The sequence below is a fragment of the Gordonia sp. 852002-51296_SCH5728562-b genome (genome assembly GCF_001665475.1).
In the GTDB taxonomy this organism is placed as follows: domain Bacteria; phylum Actinomycetota; class Actinomycetes; order Mycobacteriales; family Mycobacteriaceae; genus Gordonia; species Gordonia sputi.
In genome coordinates this window covers 37,205-50,975 of the sequence record NZ_LZMI01000082.1, presented here as the reverse complement: position 1 = coordinate 50,975, position 13,771 = coordinate 37,205, and the positions used below count along the sequence as shown (strand labels likewise).

Genomic DNA, 13,771 nt, shown 5'->3' with positions numbered 1-13,771 from the left:
CTTCGTATGGACAAAAACCGCAGACGAAATCCTGAAGAAAGCTCAACCCAAAACGTATTAACGAAACGAGACACTAGGAGGACTAATGTCCGAGAACACAATTCGGAAGCAACGAACAAGTCGGCGCACCCGTCGTGCCACAGTGACGGCAGCTCTCGCCGCAGGCGCCGGCGCGGTGACCATCGCGCTCGCCGCGCCGGCGTCGGCAACCGTCGACGTACCGCAGGCGACGCCCGGGCTCGGCGGCAAGTTCGCCACCACCTGTACCTACGACATCGCCGTTCCGGTCTCCGGCGTAGGGGCGACGAATCCCGTTACGTTGCGGGACGGCTCCGTCACCGTCGGCACGGTTGTGCCGGTCGCAGGCAAGGCGACCTTCAAGTGGACGCCGTCGACTGCGGGAAGCCACAACCTCACGGCCATCCAGTTCCGGAATCCGTTCTCGCCGTCGGTCAAGACGCTGAGCAACATCCCGGTCTCGCAGGGTCTCAACCTCGGCAGCCTCTGCCTCGCACTGTGACGCTGTGAGCCAGCGCAGCTACGGCTGTCTGCGATCGGGCGGGGCCGACCTTCGTGGTCGGACCCGCCCGAGCCACGTGTCATCGCGAATGTGCCTGCTGCGCACTGTTTCAGGGCGCCGTGAAGGATGCGTCGAACGAGAACTGTGCGATGGCGCGAAGTTGTTCTTCGCTCAGGTCGAGCTCGCGCCGCGCCTCGACGAACGCGTCGCCGACATACCCGCCGAAATAGGCTGGATCGTCGGAGTTGATGGTGACGACCAGCCCGGCGTCGAGTAGGTCGAGCAACGGATGATCGGAGAGCCTTTCGACGCCGCGCAGCCGCACATTCGACAGTGGGCACGTGGTGAGCGGGATTCGATCGGTGGCCAGGCGCCTGAGCAGTGCGGGGTCTTCGAGGGCGCGGACGCCGTGATCGACGCGCTCGATCCCCAACACGTCGAGGGCCTCCCAGATGTATTGAGCCGGACCCTCCTCTCCTGCGTGCGCCACGACATGCAGGCCCGCCTCCCGTGCACGGTCGAAGACAGGCGCGAATTGTCCTGGCGGAAAGCCCACTTCGGCTGAATCGAGTCCAACCCCGATGAGGCTGCCGAAGAACGGCTCCAACGCGTCGAGGGTGTCGAGAGCCTCTGACACCGGCCGGTCGCGTAGGAAGCACGCGATGAGATCGGCATGCCCACATGTCTCCGCCGCCGCCGTATCCAGTCCACGACGCAGCCCGCGTACGACGACACCGAGGTCGATGCCGCGCGATGTGTGCGCCTGCGGGTCGAAGAAGACCTCCGCATGCGTGACACCCTGCGACGCCGCCTTGCGCAGGTAAGCGGCGGCGAGATCGGCGAAGTCGTCTTCGGTACGCAGCACGGCCATGCACGCGTAGTAGAGGTCGAGGAAGTGGGGAAGGTCGGCGAAGGCGTGCGCAGCTCGCAGCTGGTCGACGGACGCGTAGGGGAGTGCGACGTTGTTGCGGGCTGCCAGGTCGAACACCATCTCCGGTTCGAGGGTGCCCTCGATGTGGATGTGCAGTTCGGCTTTGGGCAGTGTCAGCAGCTCGGCGTCGTCCATGGCACCCATCCTGCCGGGCGCCTCACTGCGGAGCGCGCACAGCCTGGAAGATCGCCTTCCGTCGACGGGTGAAACCCACGTTCTCGTAGAGCCGGATCGCCGAGACATTGTCGGCCGACGCATGGAGGAACGGCAGGTCACCGCGCTCGCGAATCACCTCCACGACCGCGAGGACCACCGCCCTGGCCAATCCCTCTCCACGGAACGCCGGGTCGGTGCAGACCGCGCTGACCTCACTCCACCCAGGCGGATGCATGCGTTCGCCTGCCATCGCGATCAGCTTGCCGTCGCGTCGGATACCCAGGTAGGTACCGAGATCGATGGTGTGGCGTCGAAACGGCCCCGGCCGCGTCCTTTCCACGAGATCGAGCATGTCGTCGACGTCGGAGTCGTCGAGTTCGACCACCCGCGGGTCGGTATATCCCTCGACGGCGGCCCCGATCATCTGCACGCCGGTTATCCGCATCGTGCTCGTCCAGCCCTCCGGCGGCTCGACGGTGACGGTGGCGAGCGTGATGGAGCCGTCGGGACCGACAAGCTCTGCCGCATCCTCCCAGTCGGAGATCGTCGGATCATCCGGCAGGGCGCACCACGGTGCGACGTCGGCGGGGTAGCGCAGCGCGTCGCCGTGTGTCTGTGCGAATCGCGAATGCGGCCCGAGGAGGGCGGAACGGGCGGGGTTGTCGAGGACTGTCTCATCACGAACCGGGCCGTCGGGGGGAAGAACACTCGCCATTCACTCGACGATATGCGCCCATCGCGTCACGCACCTTTCGGGGTCGCGCGAGTGATCGCCTGCTCGAGCAGGAGGCAGAACTGGCGGTAGAAATCCACTGTGTCCGTGTGCAATTCGATCTCCTCCGGCGCGGCGCCACGGATTTGCGATTCCGCGGCCAACGCCTTGGCGTTGGCGAGGAGCTCGCGACACACACGGAGATAGTCGGTGAGCCGACCGACCTTCCCGTTCGTCAGATGCAGGACGCGTTCGGGTGTGAGTGCTTCGGAGAAGCCCAAGTCGAACAACGTCTGGAGCCCGACGGGTACGGAGCTCTGTGCGCAGGTGTGAGCACCGGGGCCGCCGGCGTTGAGCGCGTCGATCAGCTCGCCTGCCTCATTGTTCAGAAAGCGCCGCCAGGTGCGCAGCGCCGCGTCGAGGTTGTGCGGATGGAACACCGCGGCGTCGACGATCCGCTGTGCATAGACGTGCTGATCGTGGACCACGAAGGTGATCCCCGCACACCTCGACGAGTATTCGGTGGTCAGAGTGCCGAGAAGTGCGGGATCGAGGAGTCGGTGCGTGAGCGTCGTCGTGAGTACGAGGCTCGGACCCAGATCAGAACCGACAATCGTGCACGGTACGGCGTCGAGCGCGGGCAGTTCGATGCACCCGTTGACGACCGACACCTGCCATCCGAAATGCCTCGCGAGCACGCTCCGGGTGACTTCGAGTAGTTCGTCGACACCCGAGATGACGAACCCGGGAGCGATGCATTCGGGAAGCGCATCCATGGCTGCGGCCATCTCACGCATCTCGGCGGTGTAGTGCTCATCCGTCGGCGGCTCGACGCTTCGGTCGGGCGCCTGCGGAACGACGGTCAGCTGACGTTCGGTGGCGGCCGCGGTCTCGTCGACCTGCCCCGCGTCGGGGTGCGTGCCGAAGGGATCGTTCACCGTGACGAACACGGGGTGAGCAACGTCGAAGATCTCGCGCAGCGTCGACACGGCGATGTCGGCGACGGAGCTTGCGTCACGCTGGCCGGATTCGGCGATGTGCTGGCCCTTTCGGGGGAGAAACCGCCACCCGAGCTGTGCCAGGCGACCGCGAATGCGCATCCACTCCGCCCGCCCGGCCCACGGCAGCGCAGTGCCGTCGAGCGTGCACCTCACCTTTCCAGAACCCGTCTTGGTGAAGACGAGCAGCACGCGATATCGCTGGCCGTCTTGGCGGGCGATCTCGAGAAACTCCTTGCGCCCGAGGTCGGGTACGCGTGATGTCACCGTGGCGGCAAACTCGCGCCATGCGTTCTCGATGAGATTGTCGAAGCCGTGGGTGGACATGCGGTTCCCCATCCTGTTGTGCACCCTGGAGCACTCGCCGAGGTGCGAATGTGTGTTCGAGATGCAAGGTAGTCGCAGGGTCTGACACGTCGTGTTTGTCCAGTTCAGAGCTGTTGCTTCGTCTCTTTCGCTCGAAGATGAGACGAGCGACTCGGAATTCTCCACCGGCGATCAATGTTGGTAAATACAAGTACGAACGAGGGGAGTGACATGACAGCGCAAACGCTGACAACGACGTCGGCAGGTGCATCGCCCGCAGTACACGACAATCAGGACGACGTATCTGCCGGTCCGTTGCTGCCCGTCGACGACCATTTCTACGCCGCCCCGGCGCATCTCGGTGACTGCCGGCCCGGTGAGGTGATCCGGTCACGACAGGTCGAGCTCAAGAACTTCTGGGCGTCGAATCATCAGGCGTGGCAGCTGCTCTATCGATCAACCGACCTCGACGGCAATCCCGACGCGACTGTCACGACGGTCGTCGTGCCCGATCGCACCAAGCATCCGAATCCGGCGGTGCTGTCGTTCCAGTGCGCGATCGACGCGGTGACGTCGCAGTGCTTCCCGTCGTATGCCCTGCAGAAGGGTGCCGACGCGTCGCGCGCCGTCGCACCATTCGAATTCATGGTGGTGCGTCGTGCGCTCTCGAAGGGTTGGGCGGTCTCGATCCCCGACCACGAGGGCGCCAAGGGGGCGTGGGGTGCGCCCCGTGAGCCGGGTTACCGTGCGCTGGACGGCATTCGGGCCACGCTGTCATTTGAGCCCCTCGGCCTCGACGCGACGGCATCGATCGGAATGTGGGGATACTCGGGCGGCGGACTTGCCACATCGTGGGCCGCCGAGATGGCTCCGGAGTACGCACCTGAGCTGAATATCGTTGGTGCCGTTCTCGGTTCGCCCGTCGGCGACATGGCGTCGACGCTGCTACGGCTCAACGGTGGCCTGCACGCAGGGCTTCCGATCCTCGTGGTGGCCGGTCTGCGTCGGGTCTATCCCGCTCTCGAGCGCATGATCACCGAGCACGCAACGGAATTCGGGCGCCACAACCTCGACGAGGCCGCCACTCTTCCGACGCTCGCGGCGATCCGGCGCTTCCGCAACCACGATCTCGACGACTACTTCGACATCCCGCTTGCCGACGTGCTGGCGGATCCGGGCGTCGTGAAGATGATGGACGACCTGCAACTCGGTACACATGCACCCGCCGTGCCGCTGCTGGTCATGCAGGCGGTGCACGACGAGGTGATCGATGCTGCCGACGTCGACGCGCAGGCGCAGCGGTACCGTGATCTCGGCGTGCCCGTCACCTACGTGCGCGACCTTGTCACAGAACACTATTCGCTGTTGCCGCTGTCCGGGCCCCTCGCGGTCAGTTGGCTGACCCATCGACTCGACGGTCGGCCGGGCGAGGACAAAACGATCACTGCGATTGCCGGTCAGCGTGTGTCGCTGTCCAGGTCACGGTGACCGGGACCTCGTCGTCCCACGGCTGACGGGTCACCAGATCCGCGACGCGGACATAGCCGCGCTCGAATTCTCCTGTCGCAGCGTCGATCAGGCGATACTGCTGGGTCTGCGTGTGAATAGGTTGGGCGTCGACGAGCACAATCCGAACCTCGCCCGGCTCGAACTCGCAGCGCTTCTGTAGCGAGGCGATCAGCTGTTCGTTGGAGAGGTGACCGTCGCCGAAGTTCCAGCCGATCGCCGTCGAACAGATACGTTCGCCGTCGGTGAGCATGTAGTCCGATTCGTTGTGCCCGGCCATCGTGCGATGTGCGAGCGTGAACAGCGCCCGACCGTGACTGTTGAAGGCGCGGAACGCATATCCCATGTACAACGCAACCTGAGCCGCTTCCGGGCTGCCGTAGATCCGCTGTAGCTGCGATGCAGGCAAAGCCGCGATCGCCACCACGTTCTTCTCCAACTTCTCCGACGCCGACGGTGTCATGCACCAGATCCCGGTGTCCCAGTTTCCGGCGTAGTAGCGCATCCCAGGAAGGAAGGACACCTTGCGCGGGAAGAGGTTTCCGATCACCACCGTGCCCGCAATGACCACGAACAGCAAGGCGACCCACCACGGCTGCTCGAGGTCGCCGAGGCCGAGATCGGCGTGACCGACGAAGAGTGCGAGAACTCCGAACATCATGAAGACGTTCCACTCCAACGGAACTCCCATCGGAATGGAACTGAGAATGCCGAAATGGAAGATCAGCATGATCGCCGCGGCAACCCACGTGAGCCATCCTCCATGCGAGAAGAACAGCACGATCGGCACGAGACCCTCGACCGCAGTGGAGAAGTGAGCGATCCACCGCGATGGCCTACCCGGCCGCAGATCGTCCGGAAAGTCTTCGAAGAACAGTCGTTTCATCTTCGGAGACCGGATGACCGCGTTGTTCGACATCATGGTTGCGATCACGAACGGGAAGTGCTTGTTCAGCTTCGACGTCGCCGCACCGAGCCAGATCACCAGGAAGACAACCTTGGCGGCGACGATCATGTCGACACCGGTGAACAGGAACGTCACGCACAGCGCGCCGTACACCTCGCCACGCGCGGCGAGGAAGATTGTCTTGTCGCGCAACCCGATCAGCGCGAGAAGTACAAGAATCGTCCAGATCTCCCACAGCGGTAGTGCGCCGGTTGCCGAGTTCAAATCGGGAAGTTCCCTGCTACCGGGACTGACGAGTCCCACAACCAGAATCACGAGAAGTGCTGCGTAGAGCGCGATGTCGACCGGGCCGCGCACATCGCCGCGCGTCAGTGGCACACGTGTGGGCCACGGTGGCTGACGAATTGTTCTGGGGCGCAACCAGTACAGAATGGAGCCCAACGGCGGGAAGAAGCGGTTGTTGAGCGGACCGAAGCCGCAACCGAGGCCGATGACCTCGAACAGCATCGTGTAGAGCACGACCTTCTGGAAGACGACCGTCTCGCTGTACCACGACGCGACGTCGAAGAACCCGCCGATGCCCGGCGTCGCGGCGACGATCGCCCAGCCGACGAACACGTAGGCCAGAATCTTGCCGACGTAGAACAGGTGCAACACCACGGGGGTGCCGAACCCGACCTCTGCCCACTGGCGTGCCATCGGCCGGATCTTCTCGGCTCGGGAGCCCTGACTCCATGTCGGGAAGTCGACGTCGGGCCTGGTCTGTGTGATGAACCCCAATGTTCCGCCCTCACTGCCGATGGGTGCCGCAGCCTGGACGTTAACAAACCAAGCGAATGCTTGGTTGGGGTTCAGTGGTTTCCGACGCCGCTCATGCGTTGCGGTAGGGACGGAAGAACGTACGCAGTTCGGTGGCGTAGCTCTCCGGCACCTCGAACGGTGCGAAGTGGCCGCCGTGCTTGGGCTCGGAGTGGTAAACGGTGTTCGCGGTACGTTCCAACCAGGCGCGGGGCGGTCGAACAACATCGCCGCCGAAGATCGACAACCCGGACGGGACGTCGACGTAGCGCATACGGTCCTCGACCGGTATGGCCGCGTTGGCTCGGTATGTGCGGATCGACGATCCGATCGTGTTGGTGACCCAGTATTGCGTGACGAGCGTGAGGATTTCGTCTCTCGTGTAGATGCTGTCGAGGTCTCCGTCGCAGTCGCTCCACGACCGCAGCTTTTCGACGATCCACGACGCCACGCCCACCGGTGAATCGGCCAGGCCGATCGCGGCTGTCTGGGGTTTGGTGCTGTGCATAGCCGCGTATGCGCCCTCGGTGGCCGACCAGCGTGCGGCGTCGTCGATCCAGGCGATCTCCTCAGGACTCAATGTTGACCTGTCGATGGTCGCGGGAGGTAGCCCGGCGTCGGTTCGATGCACCGCGACGACGCGGGCAGGATGGGCGAGTGCGAGATAGCGGGCCACGTGGCTGCCCATGTCGCCGCCGGCGACGCCGTACCGGTCGTACCCCAGCACCTGCATCAGTTGACCCCACATTCGCGCGATGTCTCGTGTGTCGGGCGTCGGCCCACTGGGATGACCGGAGTATCCGAACCCCGGCATGTCGGGAACGATCAGCGTGAAGGCGTCGGCGGGCTCGGCGCCGTGTGCGGCGGGATCGGTGAGGAGCGGGATGACCTTCAGGAATCGCCAGAAGCAGTCGGGCCAGCCGTGGGCCAGCAGGACGGGAAATGCCGCGTCGGGGTCGGATGCAGGGCTGTGGATAACGTGGATGTCGAGGCCGTCGACGGTGACCGTGAAGTGAGGCAATTCGGCGATCGTTGATTCGATTGCGGCCCAGTCGAAATCCGTGCGCCAGTAGTCGGCGAGATCGCGCAGATACGACACATCCGTACCCATCGACCATCCACTGCCTTCCGGAGCGTCGGTCCACCGAGTCGTCTGGAGGCGTCGTCGAAGATCGTCGACGACGGCCGGGTCGGTGTGTGGAATGAACGGCCGGATCGCGCTGGTGGCTGCCATGAACCAAGGGTAGGAGGTGCACGACGTGTCGTTGCTCGATGATCGACAGGGGGCGGACATTTGCGACAACCCGCGATTCATCAGACTTGATCGTCTTTACGGGCGTACCGTGTCGCCTGTACCAGCGACAACCCAATGGAGTGTCCCCATGTCTGATGCCCTGGAAACCGTCAAGAAGTACGTCCCCGACGCCGACCCTGCCGTGGTCGAGAAGATGGCGTCGACCTACCGCCTCGCCCTTCAGAACGCCGACGCCGCTCTGGTGTCGGCAAGCGATCCCGCAGAACTCAAAACCGTGCGCGAGAACTTCCTGAAGAAGAAGCTCGGTCTGACAGAAACCGACGCCTACCTCGACAATGCGATCAAGGACGTGCTCGCGGAGATGAAGGACGGCAAGTCCAATCCGCGGCTCGCCGTGTACTACAAGCTCGCTGACAAGTTCGGCAAGCTCGGCGTGTTCAAATAGCGCTGTTCACCTGGTTTCCGCCTTCGGCGTCGACGTCTTCACAGAGAAGTCGTCGACGCCGAACGCGTGTAGGCGCTCTCTAGTGCTGTACGTCACCCGGCATGTCGGAGGGCGTTGAGATGCAACAGGATCCGAAGGCTGCTCTCAGGTCGCGTTGAGAGCGCGGCAAGGGTCGACGGGCACAGTCGAGGCCATGCACGAGACATCCACTGACCCCAACTCGCCGACCGAGATGTTCGCGGTGCCGACGTCGCATCGTGGCATCGGTCCGAGCACGCGCACCGAGCGGTTCCCGAGCTTGCGCGAGAACAGGGATCTTTCGACGCCACTGCGCGACGAACTGGTCTCGCTTCTCGGTTCGCACGGGTCCGACCCCGCTCGACGTCTCGGTCTCTCACCCGACAGCGATCCGCGTGAGATCGCCGCTACAGCGCGCAGGATGTCGCAGGTGTGGCGTGAACGTTCGACAGATCCACAGATGACGTCCCGGGCGAAAAAGTTGTGCGACATCGCGGCGCAGACCTGCGAGGAGATCCTGCACGGTATCGAAAATGGTGCTGCTACAGAAGGTCGAGACTCTCCAGCGCGACGCCCGCATCCGAACTCGCTGCCGACAGCACCTCGCGCGCAAGGCGGTCGGTTTCGTTTTGGACGAGCTCGTTGACCGGCGTCGCCACGCCGTGTAGTCGCCCGAGCAGCACGATTTCACCGGACAGATAGTCGGTCTCGACGCTGCGCGCTCCACGGGCGACGCTCTGCCAGGTTGAACTGCCGAAGGAAGCCTCTCCGGTGTCACGGCGGACGATGGCATCGCCGCGCCGCTGCTTGTCGATGGCCTCGGAGACGACATCGATACCCGCCGCCTCGATGACCTCCTCACCTTCGGCTCGTGCGCGTCGAACAAGCTCGGCGAAGGCGTCGCCGTCGTTGCGGAAGCTGGCGTCGATACCGTTGACCAGGTTCATTATCAGTTTTCGATACTTCCACGCCATGATGTCGGGGCGCGGCTCGGAGAGGAACGTCGCGGCACGCAGTGCTGACGAAATGGATTGCGCCACTTCGTCGATACCCGACGGATAGCGCCCGATGTCGAGGATTCCGGGCTTGTTCGACGACGCCTGAACGACGACACCAGGCTCGAGATGCAAGGCGGGCAGCATCACGCACAGCGAGTAGACGTGCGGAAAGACGCGAAGCAGTTTACGTTCATTGGCGACGCCGTTCTGGGCCGACACCACCGGAGTGTCGAGAGGCATATGCGCCCGAAGGTCGGCGATGGCCGCGGCGGTCTGCTGCGACTTGACGGCGAGGAGCGTCACGGAGTCGTCGCTCCAGTCCACTTCGGACGCATTTGACGCAAGCGTGGTCGAAATGGATTGGTGTCCCTCGGCGGTGTCGAGGACGAGTCCGCCCTTACGCATTGCTCGCAGATGCTCGCCGCGCGCGACCAAGGTGGTGTCTGCTCCGGAAAGTGCCAGGTGAGCACCGATGACGCCGCCGGTGGCCCCGGCACCGTAGATGACGAAACGCATGGTCTTCAGGGTAGATGCGAGCGCGACGCGGGAGCGTGCCGCCCGCCGTCACAGTCACGCGGGACGGTGGGCGTGAAGAGCACTTGCGCGTAGCGTGAAAACCATGACTGATGACAACACCGAATTCGAGCACATCGGCGAGCTGATCTCGAAGGGTCGCGTCGCCTTCGTCACGACCAGCGAATCGGATGGTCGATTGCTGAGCCGTCCACTAGCAGTGCTGGACAGAAAATTCGACGGCGATCTGTACTTCTTCACCGTCGTCCCTTCGCCCAAAACTGACCAGGTCGCCGAGGACTCACACGTCAATGTGAGCCTGCAGGCCGACGACAACTATCTCTCGATCGCCGGCACAGCGTCGGTCACCCACGAACAGAAGCTGATCGACGAGCTCTGGAACTCTCACGCAGAGGCCTGGTTCGAGAAGGGCCGCGAAGACCCGGGCGTCGCACTGTTGAAGGTGCACGCCGACTCCGCCGAGTACTGGACCCTGGACAGCCCCAAACCCGTTGCGCTGCTCAAATACGCCAAAGCGATCGTGTCAGGCGAACAGCCCGACGTCGCCACCAACGCGTCGGTTGATCTCTGAGTGTTGGACGGCTCAGCCAGCCCACGGCGTTGACACTTTCGCGGGTCGGCTGCAGTATCGGCCACGCGTCCTAGGCTAGATGGTTCTAGGATGATCGAGCGTAATTCCAGATCGCATGGTCGATCTCCCACGGCGTGACGGGACGTTGCAGTCGCGCAGAAACAATTGGCGCGGCAGCTCGGATGTAATCTTCTGCCGATGCAGGATCACTCGGAACTCCTAGGCTCCTAAACCATCCAAGAATCATCCGGTCCGGCTTGATTCGGTTGTCGTCGCCAACAAGCATCCAGAGATATCCGCGACGTATGCCATGCTGTCCGTCGCCCGGAACGCGAGCTAGCTCGGCGTCAATGCTCGCGAGACGTGCTTTATCCCCCAATGCCTCGATTGCGTCCGAGAGCGATTCGACGCCGCTATCAACCAGTACTTGCGCGTAGGCGATTGAGGCATGTGCTTTTGTCACTCCTCCGCGAGTCGAGGTGAGCTGGCTATTAGTCAGGGACAAGAGTGCGTCGTCGGTGAATCTTGCGAGACTCGAAGCTGGTATCGGATCATCCTTGGGTAGCTCGTCGACTGGAACCACGGCACTGGAGACGCCCTGCGAACGGGCAAACTTGACGACGAGGGGCGTGACCACGTTGTCGTAATGTGCTCCGATACTCCACACTGCGTCGAGAATGCAGAGGCTGATGCTGCTCCATCGCCTGGTGCGCTGCTGGGGATTCAGATCAGCGATTCGGTCGGCGATGACGTCGAGTTGTTCTTGAGTGAGTGGCATTTCAGCTCCAATCGTCAGCGGCGTTGCTGTTAGCGACATATCGGGCGGAGCGCGGTTCGGGTTACAGGGTCAGCTTCCGTGCTCGGGTCGATAGCGACTAGGACGCAGACCCGAACAGCGGTGCGGGCTTCTTCGACTTTGGTGCCTCGCGCCAGGTGAAGGTCCATGTGGCCAGCGTTTCCCCGAGAACTCCTTCGTACTGGATTGCGGTCGGTCGAGGGCCGTTGACTGTGAACGCAACTGTGCCCTTGACACGTTGACCCGCTGACAGATACCCCGAGTGAAGGTCGGTGGTGCTGAAGTCGGGATCGTCGTAGGTTGTTCCGTCGGACGCCTTCGCGACAAAATAGAAGGGGTTGACCGGAATGGCGCCCCGGGTGCTTTCGATAGTCGCCGTGAAGCTGAAGGTGCTGCCGCGCAGGTTGATATCCGTGATCTGGACGTAGCCGCCCCAGCCGTCACCGGAGATGTAACGCGCGTTCGAGGGCGGTGCTGCGCTCGCTGCCGCGGGTACCACGGCGATCGAAAAGAGAGCACACATGATGGTGGCGATGATCGCCGCGAGGGTGGAACGCACAGTGGGTGTCCTGTCTGTGGGGAGTGTTGGTGACACCGTATGCGTAGGGTCTGACAATTCGGGCGAGTCAGTCGATGCCCAGTCGTCGCGCAACCTCGGGTCCGCCGACTGTCCGCACGAAGTCGGGATCGCCGCACACCACGAGTTGCTCGCGTGCACGCGACAGCCCGACATACAACCGTTCCGTCGACCGGCTCCTCACCTGGGACTCGTTGAGCGCGAGGACAATTACTCGACGCTCCAGCCCCTTGAAGCCGAGTACGTGTCCGTAGAAGACCTGCTCGTCGTCCCAGAACGTCGCCCAGTACGACGCGTTGCCCTCGGCTTGCCGCTCGATCTGTTCCGGGTGGCGACTGCCCGTGGTGAGTAGTGCGATATCTTCGGCACGCCAGCCTTCGTCGAGCAGGACGTCGATCTGGTCGTCCGCGGCCTCGAGGGCTTCCTCTGCGGTGCACGCGACGAATCGGATGTCGGGGCCTTCGCCGCCCTTCAGTTGCATACGTTGTCCGACAAGCGAACTGAATGCGCTCGCGATCTGGCGTGTGTTGCGCAGGTTGTGATCGAGCACGATCGGCACGAGCGGAACCGGTGGTGAACCCTGTCGGTCGAAGACGCGCTGCGCCTCGTCGCTGAATACGTAGATGCCACCGGTGTCCTGATCGCGCAGGCTTGCCAGCAACGGCGGCCACCACTCGTCGGCGAAATCCTGTGCCTCGTCGACGATGATCGCGTCGAATCGCTTGCCGGGTGGGAGGGTCTCGGCGAGGTCGTGCATCTGTTGTGGCAGTTCATGTTCCCAGAATTGCGACGCCGCTTCGGTACGAACAGACTCGTCGGGCCCGGCGGGGGCGCCCCACTGCATGCCGAGGTCGTGGAACTCGCCGACATAGGCCGGGCGGTCCTTACGGTTCCACGCCGACGTGATGCGCGTGAGGTACGACGCCAGCCCGTGGGAGTAGCAGACCAGTGCTACGCGTTGCCCCGCACGCGTGAGGCGACGTGCCTGCTCGAGTGCGAGGAAGGTCTTGCCGCTGCCCGCACCACCGCGGATCTCGACACGCGATAGTTGGTCGATAGCGCGCAGAATGACCGCTTGATTCGCGGTGAGCGCGTCGGCGACGTCCTCGTTCTCGATCGCTCGCGCGACGACGTCGCGCTGCGGGAGACCCCGCCCGCCGAGCGTCGTCTCGAGTTGGTCGATACCCGCAGCGTCGAGGAATGGTACGTCGGTTCCCTTCTGCAACAACACTCTTCGGACGAGGGGCATGATCTGGTCGAGCTGCGTGCGGTCAATGATCTTCCATCGTGGGCACTCCGGCAGCGCGAAGTCGGAGGGGATTTCGGTGTGGGGGAAGACCACGAGGTGATCCCAGCGTCGACGCCCCTGTGTCCATCGCGGATCGGATTCGACGAACTCACGCAGCGCGTAGCACCCTTCCAACGCCTGCTTGACGGGAGTGATCTCTTTCGGAGGTCGGCCGGTTCGCGCCTGCCACCACGACTCGCCGTCGTGCCATACCTCGCCACCCTTGACTTCGAGGCAGGCGATTCCCGCGCCCTCGATGGCCACCACGAGATCGATCTCGTGGTCTTTGTCGTGATCGGTGACGCGCTGGTTCGCGACGAGGAGGTCGGTGTCGAGGAGTTGTTCATTCAGCAGCCGCCAGACCGACTCCTCGGCACTCGAAGCGAAGCGGGGCGACTCGGGGATCGTATGCGGCATTGCATCCACTCTCTTGGTTCGCCTGACTGGCGTGGCTA

13 protein-coding genes are annotated in these 13,771 nt (G+C 63.5%); 4 read left to right on the top strand and 9 right to left on the bottom strand.

What is annotated here, in order from left to right:
* Nucleotides 1-85: 85 nt before the first annotated feature.
* Nucleotides 86-520: an Ig-like domain-containing protein gene (locus A5766_RS15470; RefSeq protein WP_156527470.1), complete on the top strand. Its 435-nt coding sequence runs from the start codon at nt 86-88 to the stop codon at nt 518-520.
* 109 nt (nt 521-629) lie between these two features.
* Here the strand turns inward: A5766_RS15470 and A5766_RS15465 are convergent, their stop codons facing one another.
* The 3 genes from A5766_RS15465 to A5766_RS15455 are packed head-to-tail and all read right to left on the bottom strand — an operon-like array spanning nt 630 to nt 3,644.
* Complete coding sequence (locus tag A5766_RS15465; RefSeq protein WP_064905261.1) at nt 630-1,586, bottom strand: adenosine deaminase; 957 nt, start codon at nt 1,584-1,586, stop codon at nt 630-632.
* Nucleotides 1,587-1,608: 22 nt separating this feature from the next.
* Nucleotides 1,609-2,322 (bottom strand): GNAT family N-acetyltransferase, encoded by a 714-nt coding sequence (locus A5766_RS15460; protein WP_005207153.1) that lies wholly within the window; start codon nt 2,320-2,322, stop codon nt 1,609-1,611.
* 26 nt (nt 2,323-2,348) lie between these two features.
* On the bottom strand, nt 2,349-3,644 hold the full coding sequence (locus tag A5766_RS15455) for a TY-Chap domain-containing protein (protein ID WP_005207152.1): 1,296 nt from the start codon (nt 3,642-3,644) through the stop codon (nt 2,349-2,351).
* Between the two features lie 210 nt (nt 3,645-3,854).
* On the opposite strand from A5766_RS15455, the gene A5766_RS15450 reads away from it, so the two are divergent.
* Entirely contained in the window at nt 3,855-5,111 is a 1,257-nt protein-coding gene (locus A5766_RS15450) for a lipase family protein (protein ID WP_064905260.1), read from the top strand.
* Here the strand turns inward: A5766_RS15450 and A5766_RS15445 are convergent.
* Both A5766_RS15445 and A5766_RS15440 read right to left on the bottom strand, forming a co-directional pair.
* Complete coding sequence (locus A5766_RS15445) at nt 5,065-6,816, bottom strand: DUF3556 domain-containing protein (RefSeq protein ID WP_039856137.1); 1,752 nt, start codon at nt 6,814-6,816, stop codon at nt 5,065-5,067. The genes A5766_RS15450 and A5766_RS15445 overlap by 47 nt on opposite strands.
* 91 nt (nt 6,817-6,907) lie before the next feature.
* On the bottom strand, nt 6,908-8,068 hold the full coding sequence (locus A5766_RS15440) for an epoxide hydrolase family protein (RefSeq protein ID WP_005207149.1): 1,161 nt from the start codon (nt 8,066-8,068) through the stop codon (nt 6,908-6,910).
* A gap of 148 nt (nt 8,069-8,216) precedes the next feature.
* On the opposite strand from A5766_RS15440, the gene A5766_RS15435 reads away from it, so the two are divergent.
* Complete coding sequence (locus A5766_RS15435; protein WP_005207148.1) at nt 8,217-8,534, top strand: DUF2853 family protein; 318 nt, start codon at nt 8,217-8,219, stop codon at nt 8,532-8,534.
* Nucleotides 8,535-9,094: 560 nt separating this feature from the next.
* Here A5766_RS15435 and A5766_RS15425 read toward each other — a convergent pair.
* On the bottom strand, nt 9,095-10,066 hold the full coding sequence (locus A5766_RS15425) for a ketopantoate reductase family protein (RefSeq protein WP_005207147.1): 972 nt from the start codon (nt 10,064-10,066) through the stop codon (nt 9,095-9,097).
* Nucleotides 10,067-10,169: 103 nt separating this feature from the next.
* Between A5766_RS15425 and A5766_RS15420 the strand changes: the two genes are divergently transcribed.
* Nucleotides 10,170-10,655 (top strand): pyridoxamine 5'-phosphate oxidase family protein, encoded by a 486-nt coding sequence (locus A5766_RS15420; protein ID WP_039856146.1) that lies wholly within the window; start codon nt 10,170-10,172, stop codon nt 10,653-10,655.
* An 85-nt stretch (nt 10,656-10,740) separates the two neighbouring features.
* Here the strand turns inward: A5766_RS15420 and A5766_RS15415 are convergent, their stop codons facing one another.
* The 3 genes from A5766_RS15415 to A5766_RS15405 all read right to left on the bottom strand — a co-directional run bounded on the left by A5766_RS15415 (nt 10,741) and on the right by A5766_RS15405 (nt 13,733).
* On the bottom strand, nt 10,741-11,433 hold the full coding sequence (locus tag A5766_RS15415) for a hypothetical protein (protein WP_064861742.1): 693 nt from the start codon (nt 11,431-11,433) through the stop codon (nt 10,741-10,743).
* Between the two features lie 97 nt (nt 11,434-11,530).
* Nucleotides 11,531-12,010: a DUF1942 domain-containing protein gene (locus A5766_RS15410; protein ID WP_005207144.1), complete on the bottom strand. Its 480-nt coding sequence runs from the start codon at nt 12,008-12,010 to the stop codon at nt 11,531-11,533.
* A 67-nt stretch (nt 12,011-12,077) separates the two neighbouring features.
* Nucleotides 12,078-13,733 (bottom strand): nuclease-related domain-containing DEAD/DEAH box helicase, encoded by a 1,656-nt coding sequence (locus A5766_RS15405; RefSeq protein ID WP_005207143.1) that lies wholly within the window; start codon nt 13,731-13,733, stop codon nt 12,078-12,080.
* Nucleotides 13,734-13,771 lie beyond the last annotated feature (38 nt).

What these genes read in the sequence shown, in the direction of transcription:
- A5766_RS15435 (WP_005207148.1), top strand. Translation starts at nt 8,217, where the DNA reads ATGTCTGATGCCCTGGAAACCGTCAAGAAGTACGTCCCCGACGCCGAC.
- A5766_RS15425 (WP_005207147.1), bottom strand. Translation starts at nt 10,066, where the DNA reads ATGCGTTTCGTCATCTACGGTGCCGGGGCCACCGGCGGCGTCATCGGT.
- A5766_RS15440 (WP_005207149.1), bottom strand. Translation starts at nt 8,068, where the DNA reads ATGGCAGCCACCAGCGCGATCCGGCCGTTCATTCCACACACCGACCCG.
- A5766_RS15460 (WP_005207153.1), bottom strand. Translation starts at nt 2,322, where the DNA reads ATGGCGAGTGTTCTTCCCCCCGACGGCCCGGTTCGTGATGAGACAGTC.
- A5766_RS15465 (WP_064905261.1), bottom strand. Translation starts at nt 1,586, where the DNA reads ATGGACGACGCCGAGCTGCTGACACTGCCCAAAGCCGAACTGCACATC.
- A5766_RS15420 (WP_039856146.1), top strand. Translation starts at nt 10,170, where the DNA reads ATGACTGATGACAACACCGAATTCGAGCACATCGGCGAGCTGATCTCG.
- A5766_RS15450 (WP_064905260.1), top strand. Translation starts at nt 3,855, where the DNA reads ATGACAGCGCAAACGCTGACAACGACGTCGGCAGGTGCATCGCCCGCA.
- A5766_RS15405 (WP_005207143.1), bottom strand. Translation starts at nt 13,733, where the DNA reads ATGCCGCATACGATCCCCGAGTCGCCCCGCTTCGCTTCGAGTGCCGAG.
- A5766_RS15415 (WP_064861742.1), bottom strand. Translation starts at nt 11,433, where the DNA reads ATGCCACTCACTCAAGAACAACTCGACGTCATCGCCGACCGAATCGCT.
- A5766_RS15470 (WP_156527470.1), top strand. Translation starts at nt 86, where the DNA reads ATGTCCGAGAACACAATTCGGAAGCAACGAACAAGTCGGCGCACCCGT.
- A5766_RS15455 (WP_005207152.1), bottom strand. Translation starts at nt 3,644, where the DNA reads ATGTCCACCCACGGCTTCGACAATCTCATCGAGAACGCATGGCGCGAG.